Genomic DNA, 17,509 nt, shown 5'->3' with positions numbered 1-17,509 from the left:
GCCAGCGGTAGCAGCCAGACCAATGTAGCACAGCAGTGCTACAAACGAAAAAGCCGCCCGAAGGCGGCTTTTCGCGAACCGGCGAACCGGCCGGTTACCTGCTTACTTGGCCAGACGCTTGGCGATCGCCGCGCCGAGGTCGCCCGGCGACTTCACCGTGGTGACGCCGGCCTTTTCCATCGCCGCGAACTTGCCTTCGGCCGTGCCCGAACCGCCCGAGGCGATCGCACCGGCGTGGCCCATGCGCTTGCCCTTCGGCGCCGAGGCGCCGGCGATGAAGCCGACCACCGGCTTGGTCACGTACTGGCTGATGAATTCGGCCGCTTCTTCCTCGGCCGAACCGCCGATCTCGCCGACCATGATGATGCCTTCGGTCTGCGGGTCGTCCTGGAACCACTTCAGCGCGTCGATGAAGTTGGTGCCGTTGATCGGGTCGCCGCCGATGCCGATGCAGGTCGACTGGCCCAGGCCCACGTCGGTGGTCTGCTTGACCGCTTCATAGGTCAGGGTGCCCGAACGCGAGACGATGCCGATCTTGCCCGGCATGTGGATGTGGCCCGGCATGATGCCGATCTTGCACTCGCCGGGCGTGATCACGCCGGGGCAGTTCGGACCGACCAGGACCACGTCCTCGTAACCGTCGAGGGTGTTCTTCACCCGCAGCATGTCGAGCACCGGGATGCCCTCGGTGATGCAGACGATGACCCGGATGCCGGCGTCGGCCGCTTCCAGGATCGCGTCGGCCGCGAACGGCGGCGGCACGTAGATGACCGAGGCGTCGGCGCCGGTCTCGTCGACCGCGTCGCGCACGGTATTGAAGACCGGCAGGCCGAGGTGCTCGGTGCCGCCCTTGCCCGGGGTCACGCCGCCGACGACCTTGGTGCCGTACTCGAGCATCTGCTCGGCGTGGAAGGTGCCCTGCGAGCCGGTGAAGCCCTGCACGATCACCTTGGTGTTCTTGTTGATCAAAACGCTCATGTCAGTCCTGCCTCACTTGCCCGCGACGGCGGCAACCGCCTTCTTGGCACCGTCGTTGATGTTGTCCGCCGCAGTGATGGCCAGACCCGAGTTCTTCAGCAGTTCCTTGCCGGCTTCCACGTTGGTGCCTTCGAGGCGAACGATCACCGGCACCTTGACGTCGACTTCCTTGACCGCGGCGATGATGCCCTCGGCGATCATGTCGCAGCGGACGATGCCGCCGAAGATGTTGACGAAGATCGCCTTGACCTTGTCCGAGCTCAGGATCAGCTTGAACGCTTCGGTCACGCGCTCCTTGGTGGCGCCGCCGCCGACGTCGAGGAAGTTGGCCGGCGAACCGCCTTCGAGCTGGATGACGTCCATCGTCGCCATCGCCAGGCCTGCGCCGTTGACCATGCAGCCGATGTTGCCGTCCATGGTGACGTAGTTGAGGTCGTGCTGGCTGGCCAGGACCTCGGTCTCGTCTTCCTGGCGGATGTCGCGCATGCCGGCGAGATCCTTGTGGCGGAAGGTCGCGTTGTCGTCGCTGTTGACCTTGCCGTCGAGCACGGCGAGGTCGCCGTTGGTCAGGATCGCCAGCGGGTTCAGTTCGACCAGCGCCAGGTCCTTCTCGTTGAACAGCTTGTACAGGCCCAGCATGATCTTGCTCAGCTGGCCGACCTGCTTGGCGTTGAGGCCGAGGGCGAAGCCCAGCTCGCGGCACTGGTAGGGCTGCAGGCCCTGCACGTAGTTGACGTGGATGGTCTTGATCGCTTCCGGGTTTTCCTCGGCGACCTTCTCGATTTCCACGCCGCCTTCGGCCGAGGCGATGAAGGTGATCGACTTGGTCGAGCGATCGACCAGGACCGACAGGTACAGCTCCTTGGCGATGTCGGTGCCTTCGGAGATCAGCACCGTATCGATCGGCAGGGCGACGCCGGCCGACTGGTAGGTCTCCATCTTGGTGCCGAGCATGGCCTGGGCGTACTGCTTCACTTCGTCGTAGCTCTTGGCCAGCTTGACGCCGCCGGCCTTGCCGCGGCCACCGGCGTGGATCTGGGCCTTGACCACCCACAGGTCGCCGGGAATGGCTTTGGCGGCCGCGACGGCCTCATCCGGAGTGCGCGCAACGCGCCCGGCCGGCACTGCGATGCCGTAGTCGGCAAACAGCTGCTTTGCCTGATATTCGTGAAAATTCATGCGTCACCGAGGGGAGTGAAAGACGTCCCGCAGGTGCATGCGGCCGGAAGCCGGAGCACGCGCGAGGGGGCCGCATTGTCGCCGATCGGGGCGGGCCGAAGCAAAACCCGTCGATCGGCCGGCCCGGCCACCCTGGCCGGCCCGGCCTGCGTCCATCCGGCCCTCCCCGCCCGGCGCAGTCCCGGCTGCGGGATCGGCGCAGGCCAGGACAAGCCAGTCGCCTATACTGATCAATACTCCGCCCGCGCAGGGAAACCCCGCTTGCCGTCAGGTCTCGCCCCCGTCAGTCCGGCCGATGCCGACCTCGCGCTGCGCCGCGAACTCTATTTCTTCACCCTGTACCGGTTGCTCGAAGCCGCCCTGCTGGTGTTCTTCCTGTTCGGGCCGGTCGCGGACTTGATCGGAGCGCCGCGCCACGACCTGTTCGCCCGCTCGCTGGCCCTGTCCTATCTGTTCATCGCCAGCCTGCTGTTCCTGTTCAGTCGCCGCGGCGAGTTGCGCAGCCAGGTCTTCGCCGGCATCGCCAGCGACCTGTTCTTCGGCATCCTGGCGATCCACGCGCTGCCGCGCGCCGGCACCGGCATCGCCCTGATGTTGATGTTCAACGTCGGCGCCGCCGCCCTGCTGATGCGCGCCCGCTACGGCATCGGCGCGGCGGTGGTGGCCTGCATCGGCCTGATCGGCGAGTGGGTCTGGAACGAGATCGGCGGCGAAAGCCTCGGCCGCACCGTCGCCGAGCCGATCATGTTCGCCCTGGGCTACCTCTCGATCGCCCTGCTGACCAACGCCCTCGGCCGGCAGATGCGCGAGACCCAGGACCTGGCCGAGCGCCGCGGCGCCGAGGCCGCCAACTACGCCGAGATCAACGAACTGATCATCCGGCGCATGCGCACCGGCGTGTTGCTGGTCGACGGCGAAGGGCGCCTGCGCCTGGCCAACGAAGCGGCCATGCTCCTGCTAGGCGACTCCGGCGAGTACGACGGCCAGCGCCACGGCCACCGCGTGCTGGCGATCGCCTCGCCCGAACTGGCCCGCCGGCTGAGCCGCTGGCGCACCGAAGGCCGGCCCGACGAAAGCCCGCTGCAGCTCGCCCCGGACCTGCCCGAGGTGGTGCCGCGCTTCACCCGCCTGCTCGCCGGCAGCGACCAGACCCTGATCTTCCTCGACGACACCTCGCTGGTGTCGCGCCATGCCGAGTCGATCACCCTGGCCGCGCTCGGCCGCTTCTCGGCCAGCCTCGCCCACGAGATCCGCAACCCGCTCGCCGCGATCAACTACGCGGTGCAGTTGCTGGAGGAGTCGCACGACATCGCCATCTCCGACCGCCGCCTGCTCGAAATCGTGCGCCAGCAGGGTTCGCGCATGAACGGCATCGTCGAGAACGTGCTCGGCATGGCCCGGCGCGAACCGGCCAAGCCCGAGCACGTCGAGCTGATGGGGTTCGTGCGCCAGTTCGTCGACGAATACCGCACCAGCCATCCGATCGAACAGGACACCTTGCGCGCGACCGGCCCGCGCAGCCAGGTCGAAGCCCTGGTCGATCCCAGGCAATTGCACCAGGCCCTGACCGTACTGGTGCACAACGCCCTGACCTACGGCCGCATTCCGGGCCAGCCGGCGCGAGTCACCGTGCACGTGTACTTCGATGAAGTCGGCCTGCCGGCGATCGACGTGCTCGACCGCGGCCCGGGCATTCCCGAGTCGGTCGCCGAACGCCTGTTCCGCCCGTTCTTCACCACTTCCAGCCACGGCACCGGCCTGGGCCTGTACATCGCGCGCGAGCTCTGCCGAGCGAACCAGGCCTCGCTCGACTTCGTCCCGGTGCCCGGCGGCGGGGGCTGTTTCCGCATCCGGCTCGCCGGAGCGAGCGCGCTGTCCCTGGTCTGAGCCATACTTGCGTGAGCGGATTCCCGGTCTGGGATTCCCGATCCTGTGCGTCTTGGCCGCGACGGCCTCGTTAAGCTATCGTGGGCGGTGGAGGGCGCAATGGCAGAAACTCGTAGTGCATTGGTGGTCGATGACGAGCGCGATATCCGCGAGCTCCTCGTCATGACCTTGGGCCGGATGGGCCTGCGTTGCGATACCGCATCGGGCCTCGGCGAGGCGCGCAGCCAGCTGCTGCGCAATCGTTACGACCTGTGCCTGACCGACATGCGCCTGCCCGACGGCTCGGGCATGGACCTGGTCGCCGAGATCAGCCAGAAATACCCCAATACCCCGGTCGCGATGATCACCGCCTTCGGCAACGTCGAGGCCGCGGTCGACGCGCTCAAGGCCGGCGCCTTCGATTTCGTCGCCAAACCGGTCGACCTGGCGGTGCTGCGCGATCTGGTACGCCACGCCCTCGAACTCAACGACACTCGCCGCAGCGCCAGCGAAGCGGTCGGCTCGCGCCTGTACGGCGAATCGCCGGCGATGATCAAGCTACGCCAGACCATCGGCAAGGTCGCCCGCAGCCAGGCTCCGGTGTACATCGCCGGCGAGTCCGGCGTGGGCAAGGAACTGGTCGCGCGCACCATCCACTCCGAAGGCGGCCGCGCCGACGGCCCGTTCGTCCCGGTCAACTGCGGCGCGATCCCGGCCGAGCTGATGGAGAGCGAGTTCTTCGGCCACAAGAAAGGCAGCTTCACCGGTGCCCACGTCGACAAGCCCGGCCTGTTCCAGGCCGCCGACGGCGGCACCCTGTTCCTCGACGAGGTCGCCGAGCTGCCGCTGCCGATGCAGGTCAAGCTGCTGCGCGCGATCCAGGAAAAATCCATTCGCCCGGTCGGCGCCCAGGCCGAACTCGTCGTCGACGTGCGCATCCTGTCGGCGACCCACAAGGACCTGGCCGCGCTCGTCGCCGAAGGCCGCTTCCGCCAGGACTTGTACTACCGCATCAACGTGATCGAGCTGCGCGTGCCGCCGCTGCGCGAACGCCTCGACGACCTGCCCGGCCTCGCCGCGAAGATCCTGCACCGCCTCGCCGGCAGCCAGGGCCGTCCGGTGCCGCGTCTCGGCGACGACGCCCAGGATGCGCTGCGCGCCTACGGCTTCCCGGGCAACGTGCGCGAACTCGAAAACATTCTCGAACGCGCCCTGGCCCTGGCCGAAGGCGAAGTCCTCAATGCCAGCGACCTGCGCCTGCCGCGCCTGGCCACCCAGGCTCCGCCGAACGAACCGCAGACCCCAGGCGCAGCGCCGCAGCAATCCGCCGGCGCCGTCGACCCGCGCACCCTTAACCCGCGCGACACCGCGACCAGCGCCCTGCCTTCTTATATAGAAGAGATCGAGCGCGCCGCGATCCAGCAGGCGCTGCAGGAAAACCGCTACAACAAGACCCGCACCGCGGCCGCCCTCGGCATCACCTTCCGCGCGCTGCGCTACAAGCTCAAGAAGCTCGGGATCGACTGATCGCCGCGCGCGGGGCTAGGCCGGACGACGGCGTCGTTCGGCGGCATCCGCTGTCTGCCGGCGATGCTCTCGCGACTGCAGAGTGTGATCACAAGCACAGCTTGTCGTAGGCGATCACGCCGCATCGCAACCCCTCGCCATGGCACACGAATCTACGCGCAGATCGCGTGCGCTGCCGCTCGATCGAGCGAGCATCGGCACCGCCGATCGCGTGGACAAACCCCATCCAGTCCCTTCGCCACGCAACACCGCGGGCGCGAGGATTAGGACAGCGAGCACGGTGCCAATCGCCCATGGCGCAAAGCTTTAGCCGACGACAACGGCCAAAAACCGACCCTGGATGTCGACCGCGCAACGCACTCCGGATTCGCTCTCCTGCCTCATTGCCCTTGGCTCCCGGACCGGCCAAGCCGTGCGTGACGGGCGCCCCACTTCTGGCCAGGCAATGTGCAACATGACGCATTAGGTCACCCTCACCGCCCTTCGACTGACCTTATGCGTCACCCTCGCCGGCCGCTACAGCTCGCTTTACGTGACCTGACTATCACTTTCGATCCCCCGGTTCATCACTACGGAGGTTGGCATGGGATGTGCGTACTCCTACATGCACGTGCGGCACGCACGGCTGCCGAAGGATCGAACACTCGAGCCTGCAGGCACGTGAAGCAACTCAATCACTCCTAGGGGAAACACCATGAAGAAGCAGCAAGGCTTTACCCTCATCGAACTGATGATCGTCATCGCCATCCTCGGCATCCTGATCGCCATCGCTCTGCCGGCGTACCAGGACTACACCGTCCGCACCAAGAACGCCGAGTGCATCAACGTCGCCGCCGCCGCCAAGCTGGCCGTGTCGGAAACTGCGCAGGACCGTGGCAATCTCGCTGCGATCACCAGCCAGGCCATCACCGGCTACAGCTTCGTTGCCTCGAGCTACTGCGCCAGCGTGACCATCGCTTCGGGCGGCACCATCACCGCGACCACCCAGGCCACCGGCGCCACGACGCTCGCCAAGTTCGAGCTGGTTCCGACCCTGGCCTCCGGCCGCGTCGAGTGGGATTGCAATGAAACCGGCGGTGCCAAGAAGTCGCAGCTGCCGGCCGAGTGCCGCTAATAGTCGACCGATTGTCATAGCTTCCAGCAGGGGCCCCGACTACCGGGGCCCCTTCTTTTTGCGCATCAGTCGGCGGCAAGGGTCCTATCCCATGACGCCTCCTGCACCCAGGGCAGATGCGATCTCATCTAACTGCCCACAGCAAAAACCAATCACCGAGCGATCTGTAAACGAATACCTCGTACTTTTGTTCGGACAATTGCACGCGACAAGGGAAAATCGAGCTTTCGATCACATTTCACGGTTTCACTTACGAAACTTGGCACAGCCTGTGCTTGTACTTGATCAGGTGGCAAAAAAGTCTCGCCAAAGGCGATGACAGCCGGCCCACGCGGCAGCAAATATCCAGGGGGATACGCTATGAAGCGGCAAAAAGGCTTTACCTTGATCGAGTTGATGATCGTCGTTGCGATCTTGGGCATCCTGATCGCAATCGCACTGCCCGGTTACCTCGATTATGTCAGCCGGACCAAGAACGCCGAATGCCTCAATGTTGCGGCCGCGGCCAAGCTGTCCGTCTCCGAGACAGCTCAAGACCGGGGACAGCTGAGTCAAGTCACCGCAACCAATACGGGCTACAGTTTCGCGGCTTCTAGCTACTGCGCCAGCGTGGCGATCGGCGCGAACGGTGTGGTGACCGCGACGACGTCGCCGAACTCCGGGGTACCGATAACTTTTACCCTACGCCCGACCTTGGAGGCCGGACGCATAGAATGGGATTGCAGCGTCCCGGGCGGTACCGACTTGACCCGAGTACCCGCCGAGTGTCGTTGAAAGCAATCGTTGCCCTTTGGGCGATCTAAATCGCGCGCTCGGTCACTGCGCGCACGAGCAGCACTCGGCAGAACCTCGGCCGGCCCGTATAGTCAGCGCCAATCTTTCTGCGGAACGGACTATGCCCGCTCGTATCGTGCTGTTGGTCGCAATGACCCTGACCTGCTTGATTTACTGGCCGGGTCTGTCGGGGCCGTTCCTGTTCGACGACCTGCCGAATCTCAATCCCGTCCAGAGTTGGCTGACTGGCGAGTTGAGCTGGCAATCGGTGGTGTTCGGCAACCAATCCGGCATGCTCGGACGCCCGTTGTCGATGGCGAGCTTTCTGCTCAGCGCCGAACTGAGCGGTCACAGCCCTTATGCCTACAAGCTGGGCAACCTCGCCATCCACCTGGGCTGCGGATTCCTCGGCTGGCAGGTGATCCGGCGGCTTCTCGCCCAGGATCAGCGGTTGTCTACGAACTCCGATCTGTTCGCGACCATCGTCGTTGCCCTTTGGCTGCTGCATCCGATCAACGTCAGCACCGTGCTCTACTCGGTTCAACGTATGGCGCAGCTAAGCACGCTGTTCGTGCTGGCATCGCTGTGGGCCTACCTTGCCGCCCGTCGCCAACTGATCGACGGCAAGACTCGCAGAGCCTTGCTCGGCTTGTTCTTGCTGTTTCCCTTGCTGGTCTTCGCCGGCTTGATGAGCAAGGAAAACGCGGCCGTAGCACCTGCGCTATGTCTCGTGATCGAGCTGGCCTATTTCGTTTCGCGCCCGAAGTCCAATCGGACCGTCCAAGCCTTCTTCGGGCTGTTCCTGTTGCTTCCGGGTCTGGCAGTCATCGGCGTGTTGATCACAACACCCGATCGCCTGCTGAGCGGTTATGCCGAGCGAGACTTTACCCTGATCGAACGGCTGCTGTCGCAGACGCGAGTGCTGATGGACTACATCGGAACGGTACTCATCCCCCGCACACCGTTGCTCGGTCTCTATACCGACGATTTCCAGCCATCCACTGGCTTGCTCTCTCCGCCGACGACTCTGTTCTCCCTGCTCGCCTTGCTGGCGATCAGCACCGGTGCCATCGCGCTGCGCAAACGTGCGCCCAGCGTATTCGCCGGTTGGTTCTTCTTCCTCGTTGCCCACGGCGTGGAATCGAGCATTCTTGCTCTGGAACTGTACTTCGAACATCGCAACTATCTGCCCGCATTCGGCCTGATCCTGGCCGTCGTGGGCCTGACTTCATTGGTCCCGAAAGACCTGCCTACGAATGTCTTCACTCCTCGACAATTGGGGCTGGTCATCGCAGCAGGATTTGCCCTGTCGTTCGCCTTTGCGACCGGCGGACGCGCGCATGTCTGGCAAGCCGAGGACCTGATCTTGGAGCAGGGCCTCAAGCATCATCCGGACTCGATGCGCGCCCAACTAGTCCGCGCCACCATCGCCTTGAGAACAGGCGAAACTCAGGCCTCCTACGATGCCTTCGCCGATCTGCTCGCCAGCAAGAACCCACGCAATCGGGTCATTGGAAGGATCAGCTGGGTGACGCTGGACTGCATGCGGGGCATCGATGTTCCGCCCTCGGATCTGCAACGCGCTCTTATCGAAGCTCGTTCCAAGCTCAGCATGGCCGAGGTTCCGGCCCTGCGCCTGCTCGCCCGCGTGGTCAAGGAACAAGGCTGCGGCAGGCTCACCGATTCGGCGATCGCCGACGGCATTTCCGTCATGCTCGAAAAAGCGAAGGATCAGCCGGACTATTCGCGTTCCAAATGGCTGACCCGGTTCCTGGCTGCGGAAATGTTCCTGCACGCCGGCCGTACGGCAGAAGCCCAGGAACAGGCGGAACTCGCCTGGAGGGCGAGCGGCGATCTGCCGACTGGTGCCCTGCTCGCGAATATCTACGCGGTCCGAAAGATGCGTCCGGAAGCCGAGCGGTTGCTGACGGTGTTGGATCAGCGCATGGGATCCTATGACACGCAAGGGCGCGCGGAACTCGCGAAGACGAAAGCCTTGCTGGATCAGCAATGAAGTCTAAACGCCCTATCCATGAAACCGCGGCGGCTGTCAGACCGATGCCCCGCAGTGCTTCTTGGGTCGCCGTCGACGGAGTCTGCATTTGATGCAGGCCAGGCAGCTGCCTTATGCGGCGGTGCCAAGCACAGCCTATTCGATGGGTTTCGACAACCTCCACCTGTTTGACGACACATTCACTCCCGACCCGATCCGGCCACGGGCGACCGAGCGGACCAGCGTCCGAAAGCGGTATTCGGCAGCTTCGACTGAGAGTTCACGAACGACGCTGCCTATCCTCCGCTGCCTGCAGCCGGTCCCTGGTATTCAAATCCATCATACTTCAGGCCAGATACTCTATTCGCGACTTCAATACGATCGAACGGCGACCGTGACAGGTCGCGAACGCGAAGAAGAGCGTGCCGATCCACAAGACGAGCAAGCTTGGCCGACCTAGACGCCGACGGAGCGTGCTCTCGAACAACCCCAGTAGAGCGCCCCCATTGAGGACACCGATCCACCATGAATTCGACCGAAACCAAGCGCCCTTTTCTGGTCTTTGCCGCTCCGGACATCCAGGAGCCCGAGATCGCGGAGGTGGAGGCCTGCCTGCGCTCGGGTTGGCTGGGAACCGGCCCGCGGGTCGCTCGTTTCGAATCCGACTTCGCCCGCTACAAAGGCATTGAGCCGCAGATGGTCGCAGGCGTGAACTCCTGTACCGCCGCCATGCACGTCAGCATGGTCGCAGCGGGCTTAGAGCCTGGCAGTGAGGTAATCACCACGCCGCTGACTTTTTGTGCGACCGTCAACTCCATCATCCATGCCGGCCTAGTGCCGGTCCTCGCCGATGTGGATCCGGTCACCCAGAACATAGATCCGGATGCGATCGAAGCCGCGATCACGCCGCGCACGCGAGCCATTCTCCCGGTGCACTTCGCCGGGCGCCCGTGCGACATGGATCGCATCATGGCGATTGCGAACAAACACAACCTGATGGTGATCGAAGACTGCGCGCACGCCATCGAGAGCGAATATCGCGGCAAGAAAGCAGGCACGTTCGGCGACTTCGGTTGCTTCAGCTTCTATGTCACAAAAAACGTCGTGACCGGCGAAGGCGGCCTCATTGTTGGACGCAACGCCGAATTAATCGCCCGTGCACGAATGTTGGCGCTGCACGGAATGAGTCAGGACGCCTGGCACCGCTTCAGCGACAAGGGTTACAAACACTATCAGGTTGTCGAGTGCGGCTTCAAATACAACATGATGGATCTACAAGCTTCGATCGGACTGCACCAACTCTCTCGGGTGGAGCAGAGCTGGCGCCGGAGACAGGCTCTGTGGGGAAGCTATGGCCATGCGCTTGCGGAGCTGCCGCTCGGCTTGCCCGCCGACCCGGAAAGTCACACCCGGCATGCCTACCACCTTTACACGGTAATGATCGACCCTACCCGCACCGGGATCGAACGCGACGCCTTCCTGAACCGTATGAATGCCCACGGCGTCGGTACTGGGGTGCATTATTTGTCCGTCGCCGAGCACCCCTACTATCGCGAGCGTTTCGGTTGGGACCCAGACCAGTGGCCGAACGCCAGAAAGATCGGGCAGCACACTGTAAGCCTGCCGCTTTCGCCCAAGCTCAGCGACTCGGACCTGGACCGAGTCGTCGACGCGGTGACGCGTGCACTGACTAGCTGACGGACGAGCAGCGACTACCTGCTTTATGACCACTCCGCCCTTTCGCACCGACCAGCCCGCAGGCGCAGCGACGCCGACGCGCCCGGATCGATCTTCGGGTCCAATCCGTAAGGCCTTGACCTGCCTGCTCGTACTGGGAGCGCTGGGCTTCCTGGCTCACGCGCTCGCACCGGAACTCTCGGTGGTCCGCAGGTCTATGGCCGCTATCGGCTGGCAGCAGGTCGTTTTGGCCGCGCTCGCCGCCATTCCGATGTATGCCATCAAAGGCTGCTACCACCTGAGTCTGCTCGACCGCATCGCCGGCGAGCGCAGTTCCCGCCGGACCGGCTTGCCGATCTATCTGCAGGCCCAGATCGTGCGCTACCTGCCCGGCAAAGTCTGGGGCATGGTTTACCAAAGCCAGCGTATGTCGGGCACCCATCGCGCGAGCGAGGTGGTGATCGCCAACTTATGGCAAATGGCCACGACCAATGCGCTCGCGGCGGGACTGGTCGTCGCGCTGATGTTCGCTTTTCGCTACTCCCATGCCTGGCTGTTGCTGCTCGTTCCGGTGATCGCTTCGGTGGAATGGATGCATCGTCATCCGGCCATCGAGTCCTGGATGCTGAAACAGCTGTCCCGCTTTCTGCCTCGCCTGGCGCCGCTGACGAGCAGCCGGCCGTTGCCGCCGATGCCCTGGAGAGGCACCGCGCTGCTCTGTTCGGAATGGATTTTCTATTTCGCGTCGTTTGCGATCATGCTGCATGGCCTGGCGGACTGGCCCGAGCGGCTGCTGCTCGGAACCTGGTACGGCGGCGCTTCGATCCTCGCCTTGGCCGCTTTCGTCGTTCCCGCCGGCATCGCCGTGCGCGAAGCGATTTTCGTCGCGGCGCCCGGATTGACCGGGGCGGATGCCGCGACCCTGGCCGTCACCGCGACCCTGGCCAGGCTGGTGTTTCTCGGCGCGGAAATCGCGGCCGCCGCACTGGCCAGTGCGTGGACGCTCGGGGCACGACGTGAGCCGGGCTGACCGAAAACAGCGGGCCTACTGGAACTCGTTGGCTGCAATCGATCCCGATGCGGCGATTATCGATCCCCTGGACCTCCGCGGCCACAAGAACAAATATCTGGCGGCCATCCGCGACAATGCATTTCTGGCCGCATTGAAACGCCACGGCATCGACTCGGGTTGCCTGCTCGACCTCGGCTGCGGAACCGGCAGTTCCACCCGGCCCTTGCTGGATGCCGGCTATACCATGCTAGGAGTCGATATCGCCGCGGACCTGCTGCGGCATGCCCGGGCACGATGTGGTGATCAGAACTGTCTTTTCGTGGCTATCGACGGCAAGCAACTGCCGCTGGCCCCGGGTACGGTCGATGGGGTCGTGGTCTATGTGGTCCTGAGCTACCTCGTCAACGACGATCAAGTCAGGGCCTTGCTCGTGTCCGTTCGAAACGCAATGAAGCCTGGCGGATCCCTGATCATGATAGAGCAGGCGCGAACGCGCCGATGCATCACCGAAAAGGGGCTGAAAGTACAACGGAGCCGGGGGGAGTGGCAGGCATTGCTGCGCTCGGCCGGCTTTAGCGTGGATCGATCTTCCGTGCTTCGGCATGGGCGTTTTCCGAGCACTCCGCTGATCGCCAGGGGGCTGATCCCTCGCGCGCTATGGCCGATGGTGCGTGCCGCAGAGGCCCGCATCGCGGCGGTCACCGGCATCTGGCCCTGGGATTACGCCGAGGTCCTATTTGAGGCCCGGACATGATCGCGATCATAGGCGGCGGACCGGCCGGCATCGCGCTTGCGACGGCGCTCGACCGGCTAGGCCTGAACTACGAATTGTTCGAGGCTCGCGAGCTGGGGGCGACTTGGCGGGCCGCGCCGTCCGATCTGCGCGTTCTCAGTCCGTGGTGGACGAACGTGCTGTCGTTCGGCGAGGTACTGCATGGGAACCCGTTTCGCAAACCGCATGCAGGCGAATACTTGGATCACCTGTTGCGCATCGCAAAGCGGCTATGCGGAACAATCCATGAGAACAGCGAAGTCCTCGCGATCGAACAGGACGGCAACGGCTACTGGAACGTCCGCACGGCACTCGGCATCTCGCCCGGTTATTCGTCGGTCGCGGTGGCTACCGGCTATTTCTTTTCGCCGTCGTGGCCATCCCCGCCCTTGATCGAAGACGGTTCCGTTCGGATCCTGCACGCCTCCGAGATCAACGACTATGATCAGCTGGAGCGATTGCGTTCGGGCGACCGGCCGGTGGTAGTGGTCGGCAGGCGGGTTACCGCTGGGCAACTGATGCTGGAACTGCATGATCGCGGTATTCCTTGCGCATTGAGCTTGCGCTCGCCGATCGAATTCCGACGTCACGGCTTCATTGCCAACATTCGCGAAACCGTCTATTTCTTCTGGGAAGAGCTGCAAGCTCGATTGAGGCCCGGACTCAAACGCCCTTCCTACCCGGTAATGGACGGAGGACGCAGTCGCAGATTGGTCGAAAGTGGAAAGATCGCGGTGTGGCCCATGCTCACGCGAGTCGAGAACGGCGAGGTCTTCCTCGACGACGGCCGACGCGCGCATGCCGCTGCGGTGATCATGGCGACCGGGTATCGTGCGCTACTCAATCTGTTGCCCCACCCCGTCGCCCGCGACAGATTCGACGTGCCGCTCAACAGCCGCTTCGAAGTGCAGGGCCTGTCTGGGCTGTATCTGTTGGGTTTCGACAATCTCTACGACCATCGCAGCCGCTATCTCCGGGGAATCCGCCTCGACGCGGCGCGGCTGGCGAAGGTGCTAGCCGGCCGTGAAACCCCGACGGATTGAACCCAGCTTGTTCGACAAGCGTAATGCGGCGGCGAAAGCCCGGGCTCGCACGGGATTCAACGCGAGGTCGCTGACCACCAGCGGGGCGTCGCTGCCGCCCCATGCGCGTTTATAGGCCACAAGACTGCCTTGGCCGGCCGGCGAAGGCAGGAAATCGAAACTGCTCATTCCGGCATCGCGCGCGCAGCGCAACATCGCCAAGAACAATTGATCGGACGGGTAGTGTCCACGGGCTTCCGGCAAGTGCGCGCCATGCATGTAGCACGCTCGTTTACCGCGAAATCCGGTGCAGACGAAGCCGGATATCGTCCCATTCAACACCGCCACCAGCGCGGCGTGCGGCGCAATGGACTCGAAATATGCCTCTGTATACCGCGCTGCGCCACTATGGCGATGCAGCGTCGAAAGATACAAGCGATGCAGATGGACACCGTCACCCCGTCGTCCCGGCCGGATCTCCAACTCCGACCTGGCCAGGCGATTCGCTGCCCGACGCGCTTTCTCCCAGCCGCGCTCGTTCCATTCATCCAGAGCCGGAATGACGATGCTGCCGAGGTAATGTCGGGCAAAAACCCGAGCATCTTCGCACACACGCTCCGCCTGGATCCGCATCAAGTCTGCACGCAATCCGCGGGCCGCATCGATTCTTGCTGCCAAGGCCTCCGCGCTGATGTCCTGTGCACCGACCAGGAAGTCCGGATAAGCGACCCGAAAAGGACCTGCGCGAAAACAGGCGACCGAGCCACCTTTCTGTCCGGGCAGGCGGCGTATCTGCGCATCGAGCCCATCGCGAAGCGCGTCCGTCCAATGATCCGAGTCCAAGTCAATCATGGCTGGCGATCCGCTGGGCGATCCTCTCTATCGAGAAGCGTTCGTTCATGCTACCCAAAGCGACATCGTCGTGCCCGGAATGAAGGCAGGCACGAATCGCATCGGCATAGGCATCGGCACCTACACTCCGCGCCAGCCATCCGGTTCCCTCCCCGATTAGACTGGGCAGATCGCCGACCGGCATCGATACCACGGGGAGCGCGAACTTCATCGCATCGGAGTACACCACCGGAATACTTTCGATGCGCGAGGGCAAAAGCAAGCGATCCGCCTCGCCGAGCGCCCGTGAAGCTTGTTCGCGATCGAGATATCCGCTGAGACGGACCGGTCGGCCAGCGGCCTGAAGCGCCGCGACGCCCTGAATGACCTTATCTTGCAACGGTCCTCCGCCTGCAACATGAACTTCGCTAATACGCGTCCAATCCTCGTCGCCAAGAAGCGCCAAGGCGTCTATCAATAGGTCGACCCCTTTGTTCGGGTGCCAGCGGCCGAGAAACAACAGACGATAAGGCTCGCTCCTCGATACCTGACGCGATCGCAGCGCATTCAATTTCCGCGTACTCGGAAGAAAGTCGAAACGGCGTCCCGTAATCCGCTCGGCGTCCTGTCCCAGGCGCATACCATCCGCGTAAGCCTGAGCCGCATCACGCGATACACCTCGCAAAAACCATCGAAACAGGGGAATTCGACCGAGCGACCAGATGTCGCTGCCCAAGGCCCACACGCTATACGGAATTCCGCTCTTGCGTTTCAACGCGCGCGCCGCCCATCCCGAGGGCAGCACCCAGAATGCAAGCACATTCCGGATACGTGCATCGCCATTCGCGGCTAACACCGTTCGCCGCAGCGAACGCAAAGTTCGTATGATCGTCGACCAATTGCGTGGATCGGCCGGGTTTAGCAGCGACAGTGGCTTGTCAGGCGCTTCGAACGACCAGACCTCGGCCGCGCCGTGCATGTGCTTGCTTTCCGCTCTTCCAGGCGCAACCACCCGCACCGGCATAATGCTAGCGAGTTCCTGGGCAAGATCGGCGACAAATGCGCCGGCTGCTTCGCTTCCGTCGCCGTCATGGGCATACGAGGTGGTGATCAATAGGGCCGTATCGGCGCGACTCACGGCTTGACTGCCTTGACGACATAGCCAGCCTTCAATGCAGGCCAATCGGGCCACAGCAGGCTCATGAACCAACTGCCTAGATTGACGGTCAGCACCGCAAGCGCGGTCAAGGGCAGCAGTAGCGGCCACTGCCATCGGGCCGCGGCATTAGCGGAGCCAGCCAGTCCCAGACAGGCCACCAATCCTGCCGCCCGCAGCGCATGCAGTTCACTGTCGATCTCGCTGACGACCAGATTCGAGTTCTGTACGCTGCGCCGCAACCCATGCTCGGTAAAGCGCTGATAATCGTGGGGGGCATCGTGAATAGGATAAAGGAACGGCATCGACAACCACGCAATTCCTCCAGGCCGTAATACTCGAGCGATTTCATCGAGAACGCGCTCGGGCTCACGCACATGCTCGATCACTTCCAGACAGATCACGGCATCGAAGACGCCGTCGGCGAACGGCAAGTGCGCCGCGTCGGCGAATACATCGGGTTTGGCATGATAGAGATCGCGTCCGGTGAGTGGATAATCCAGAGCGATGTATTCGGCTTGCGTCGGCAAATGCTCTTGAATCCACCTGTCGCCTGCGCCTACGTCGAGCAACAGACCTGCCGCCGCTTTGATGCCTCGTGGAGGCTTGCGCCCACCGAGCAGCCATTGCGGATGCAAGGGCGTACGCTTCAACGGCGCTGCGAGTGCTCGCAGCCGGCTCATGGGCTGTCGATACGGCTGTTGTAAGTCAGAGAAGTGATCTGTTCGGACACCAGCCCGATCAGAAAGACGATTACCGAGGCACTGAGCAATAACGCGCTCATGTTGGTGAAGCGCCCCTGGATCGCGTATGTCCAGGCGTAGTGTCCCAACCCCAGCAGTGCGAAGCTCACCGCCGTTGGCGCGAATAGTTTCAAAGGCGAATACAGAGTGGCAATCTTGAAGATGATTAGCAAGAAGCGCACGCCGTCGCGCAAGGGCCGAATATGGCTGTTGGTACCGACCCGACGGGCGACCTCCACCGGCACATAGGTCACCGGATACGCACTGCGGAAGAACGCCATCGTACTGGTGGTCGGGTAACTGAAACCGTTCGGCAGCAGATGAAGGAACTCGCGGAACTTGGCGGCGCGCACCGCCCGGAAGCCCGAGGTCAGGTCCAGAACCTTGTGCCCGGTCATCCAACTGGCCAGCCGGTTGTACAACGCGTTGGCGGCACCCCGACCGACGCTGGCCTGACCGCTGGAATTGCGCGCGCCTACGGCCATATCGTAGCCGGCCTCGAGGCGCTCTAGCAGCAACGGAATATGAGCCGGGTCGTGCTGGCCGTCGGCGTCCATGAACACGATGACGTCGCCCCCGGCAATCCGGGCGCCGCGCTTGATCGCCGCGCCGTTACCCATCGAATAGGGCGACGAGAGGACCTTGGCGCCCAGGCCTGCGGCGACCGCGGCGGTGTCGTCGGTCGAACCGTCGTCGACTACGATGATCTCGGCCCCGGGCAGGACCTGGCTCAGGGCCGGCAGGGTGCGGCGAAGCCCCTCCGACTCGTTTTTGGCCGGCAAAACTACAGATACGTGCATGTTGTCTCCCCAAGGGGCCAGGATATCCTGTCCGCACTGGAGCTAAAACCGCCCGACTCCAGAAA

Annotated in this window: 15 protein-coding genes; 9 read left to right on the top strand and 6 right to left on the bottom strand. The window is 63.6% G+C overall.

Annotated features, from left to right (window positions below; all coding sequences use genetic code 11):
- Window positions 1–102 precede the first annotated feature (102 nt).
- Window positions 103–978 carry a succinate--CoA ligase subunit alpha gene (gene sucD / locus ACSAMQ_RS01395; RefSeq protein ID WP_435393926.1) on the bottom strand — a complete coding sequence of 292 codons (876 nt, stop codon included), beginning with the start codon at window positions 976–978 and terminating at the stop codon, window positions 103–105.
- A 12-nt stretch (window positions 979–990) separates the two neighbouring features.
- Window positions 991–2,157 (bottom strand): ADP-forming succinate--CoA ligase subunit beta, encoded by a 1,167-nt coding sequence (sucC, locus tag ACSAMQ_RS01390; protein WP_435393925.1) that lies wholly within the window; start codon window positions 2,155–2,157, stop codon window positions 991–993.
- Window positions 2,158–2,418: 261 nt separating this feature from the next.
- Here sucC and ACSAMQ_RS01385 point away from each other — a divergent pair, with 261 nt between their 5' ends.
- The 9 genes from ACSAMQ_RS01385 to ACSAMQ_RS01345 all read left to right on the top strand — a co-directional run bounded on the left by ACSAMQ_RS01385 (window position 2,419) and on the right by ACSAMQ_RS01345 (window position 13,935).
- Entirely contained in the window at window positions 2,419–4,044 is a 1,626-nt protein-coding gene (locus ACSAMQ_RS01385) for a sensor histidine kinase (protein ID WP_435393924.1), read from the top strand.
- Between the two features lie 99 nt (window positions 4,045–4,143).
- A complete protein-coding gene (locus ACSAMQ_RS01380; protein ID WP_435393923.1) occupies window positions 4,144–5,550 on the top strand; it encodes a sigma-54-dependent transcriptional regulator in 1,407 nt (468 codons plus the stop codon).
- A gap of 694 nt (window positions 5,551–6,244) precedes the next feature.
- Window positions 6,245–6,664, top strand: a complete 420-nt coding sequence (locus ACSAMQ_RS01375) for a pilin (RefSeq protein WP_435393922.1) — start codon at window positions 6,245–6,247, stop codon at window positions 6,662–6,664.
- Window positions 6,665–7,024: 360 nt separating this feature from the next.
- On the top strand, window positions 7,025–7,438 hold the full coding sequence (locus ACSAMQ_RS01370) for a pilin (protein WP_435393921.1): 414 nt from the start codon (window positions 7,025–7,027) through the stop codon (window positions 7,436–7,438).
- A 121-nt stretch (window positions 7,439–7,559) separates the two neighbouring features.
- Window positions 7,560–9,452 carry a hypothetical protein gene (locus ACSAMQ_RS01365; protein WP_435393920.1) on the top strand — a complete coding sequence of 631 codons (1,893 nt, stop codon included), beginning with the start codon at window positions 7,560–7,562 and terminating at the stop codon, window positions 9,450–9,452.
- A gap of 504 nt (window positions 9,453–9,956) precedes the next feature.
- The gene (locus tag ACSAMQ_RS01360) at window positions 9,957–11,129 is read left to right on the top strand and encodes a DegT/DnrJ/EryC1/StrS family aminotransferase (protein ID WP_435393919.1); all 1,173 of its coding nucleotides are present in this window, start codon (window positions 9,957–9,959) and stop codon (window positions 11,127–11,129) included.
- Window positions 11,130–11,244: 115 nt separating this feature from the next.
- Window positions 11,245–12,138 carry a hypothetical protein gene (locus tag ACSAMQ_RS01355; RefSeq protein ID WP_435393918.1) on the top strand — a complete coding sequence of 298 codons (894 nt, stop codon included), beginning with the start codon at window positions 11,245–11,247 and terminating at the stop codon, window positions 12,136–12,138.
- 28 nt (window positions 12,139–12,166) lie between these two features.
- Window positions 12,167–12,874 carry a class I SAM-dependent methyltransferase gene (locus ACSAMQ_RS01350; RefSeq protein ID WP_435393917.1) on the top strand — a complete coding sequence of 236 codons (708 nt, stop codon included), beginning with the start codon at window positions 12,167–12,169 and terminating at the stop codon, window positions 12,872–12,874.
- The gene (locus ACSAMQ_RS01345; RefSeq protein ID WP_435393916.1) at window positions 12,871–13,935 is read left to right on the top strand and encodes an NAD(P)-binding domain-containing protein; all 1,065 of its coding nucleotides are present in this window, start codon (window positions 12,871–12,873) and stop codon (window positions 13,933–13,935) included. Before ACSAMQ_RS01350 ends, ACSAMQ_RS01345 begins: the two co-directional genes overlap by 4 nt.
- Here ACSAMQ_RS01345 and ACSAMQ_RS01340 read toward each other — a convergent pair.
- The 4 genes from ACSAMQ_RS01340 to ACSAMQ_RS01325 are packed head-to-tail and all read right to left on the bottom strand — an operon-like array spanning window position 13,906 to window position 17,444.
- Window positions 13,906–14,766 (bottom strand): GNAT family N-acetyltransferase, encoded by an 861-nt coding sequence (locus tag ACSAMQ_RS01340; RefSeq protein WP_435393915.1) that lies wholly within the window; start codon window positions 14,764–14,766, stop codon window positions 13,906–13,908. The two genes, ACSAMQ_RS01345 and ACSAMQ_RS01340, sit on opposite strands and share 30 nt — an antisense overlap.
- Complete coding sequence (locus tag ACSAMQ_RS01335; protein ID WP_435393914.1) at window positions 14,759–15,883, bottom strand: glycosyltransferase; 1,125 nt, start codon at window positions 15,881–15,883, stop codon at window positions 14,759–14,761. The genes ACSAMQ_RS01340 and ACSAMQ_RS01335 overlap by 8 nt, the downstream gene beginning before the upstream one ends.
- The gene (locus tag ACSAMQ_RS01330) at window positions 15,880–16,584 is read right to left on the bottom strand and encodes a class I SAM-dependent methyltransferase (protein ID WP_435393913.1); all 705 of its coding nucleotides are present in this window, start codon (window positions 16,582–16,584) and stop codon (window positions 15,880–15,882) included. The genes ACSAMQ_RS01335 and ACSAMQ_RS01330 overlap by 4 nt, the downstream gene beginning before the upstream one ends.
- Window positions 16,581–17,444 carry a glycosyltransferase family 2 protein gene (locus ACSAMQ_RS01325; protein WP_435393912.1) on the bottom strand — a complete coding sequence of 288 codons (864 nt, stop codon included), beginning with the start codon at window positions 17,442–17,444 and terminating at the stop codon, window positions 16,581–16,583. Before ACSAMQ_RS01325 ends, ACSAMQ_RS01330 begins: the two co-directional genes overlap by 4 nt.
- Window positions 17,445–17,509 lie beyond the last annotated feature (65 nt).

Origin of the sequence: Lysobacter sp. 1R34A (assembly GCF_051217035.1) — a bacterium.
Taxonomy (GTDB): Bacteria; Pseudomonadota; Gammaproteobacteria; order Xanthomonadales; family Xanthomonadaceae; genus Lysobacter.
Note: the sequence above shows the minus strand (reverse complement) of the source record. Positions and strands in the feature narration are given on the sequence as shown.

What these genes read in the sequence shown, in the direction of transcription:
- sucC (WP_435393925.1), bottom strand. Translation starts at nt 2,157, where the DNA reads ATGAATTTTCACGAATATCAGGCAAAGCAGCTGTTTGCCGACTACGGC.
- sucD (WP_435393926.1), bottom strand. Translation starts at nt 978, where the DNA reads ATGAGCGTTTTGATCAACAAGAACACCAAGGTGATCGTGCAGGGCTTC.
- ACSAMQ_RS01345 (WP_435393916.1), top strand. Translation starts at nt 12,871, where the DNA reads ATGATCGCGATCATAGGCGGCGGACCGGCCGGCATCGCGCTTGCGACG.
- ACSAMQ_RS01325 (WP_435393912.1), bottom strand. Translation starts at nt 17,444, where the DNA reads ATGCACGTATCTGTAGTTTTGCCGGCCAAAAACGAGTCGGAGGGGCTT.
- ACSAMQ_RS01340 (WP_435393915.1), bottom strand. Translation starts at nt 14,766, where the DNA reads ATGATTGACTTGGACTCGGATCATTGGACGGACGCGCTTCGCGATGGG.
- ACSAMQ_RS01380 (WP_435393923.1), top strand. Translation starts at nt 4,144, where the DNA reads ATGGCAGAAACTCGTAGTGCATTGGTGGTCGATGACGAGCGCGATATC.
- ACSAMQ_RS01375 (WP_435393922.1), top strand. Translation starts at nt 6,245, where the DNA reads ATGAAGAAGCAGCAAGGCTTTACCCTCATCGAACTGATGATCGTCATC.
- ACSAMQ_RS01365 (WP_435393920.1), top strand. Translation starts at nt 7,560, where the DNA reads ATGCCCGCTCGTATCGTGCTGTTGGTCGCAATGACCCTGACCTGCTTG.
- ACSAMQ_RS01370 (WP_435393921.1), top strand. Translation starts at nt 7,025, where the DNA reads ATGAAGCGGCAAAAAGGCTTTACCTTGATCGAGTTGATGATCGTCGTT.
- ACSAMQ_RS01330 (WP_435393913.1), bottom strand. Translation starts at nt 16,584, where the DNA reads ATGAGCCGGCTGCGAGCACTCGCAGCGCCGTTGAAGCGTACGCCCTTG.
- ACSAMQ_RS01360 (WP_435393919.1), top strand. Translation starts at nt 9,957, where the DNA reads ATGAATTCGACCGAAACCAAGCGCCCTTTTCTGGTCTTTGCCGCTCCG.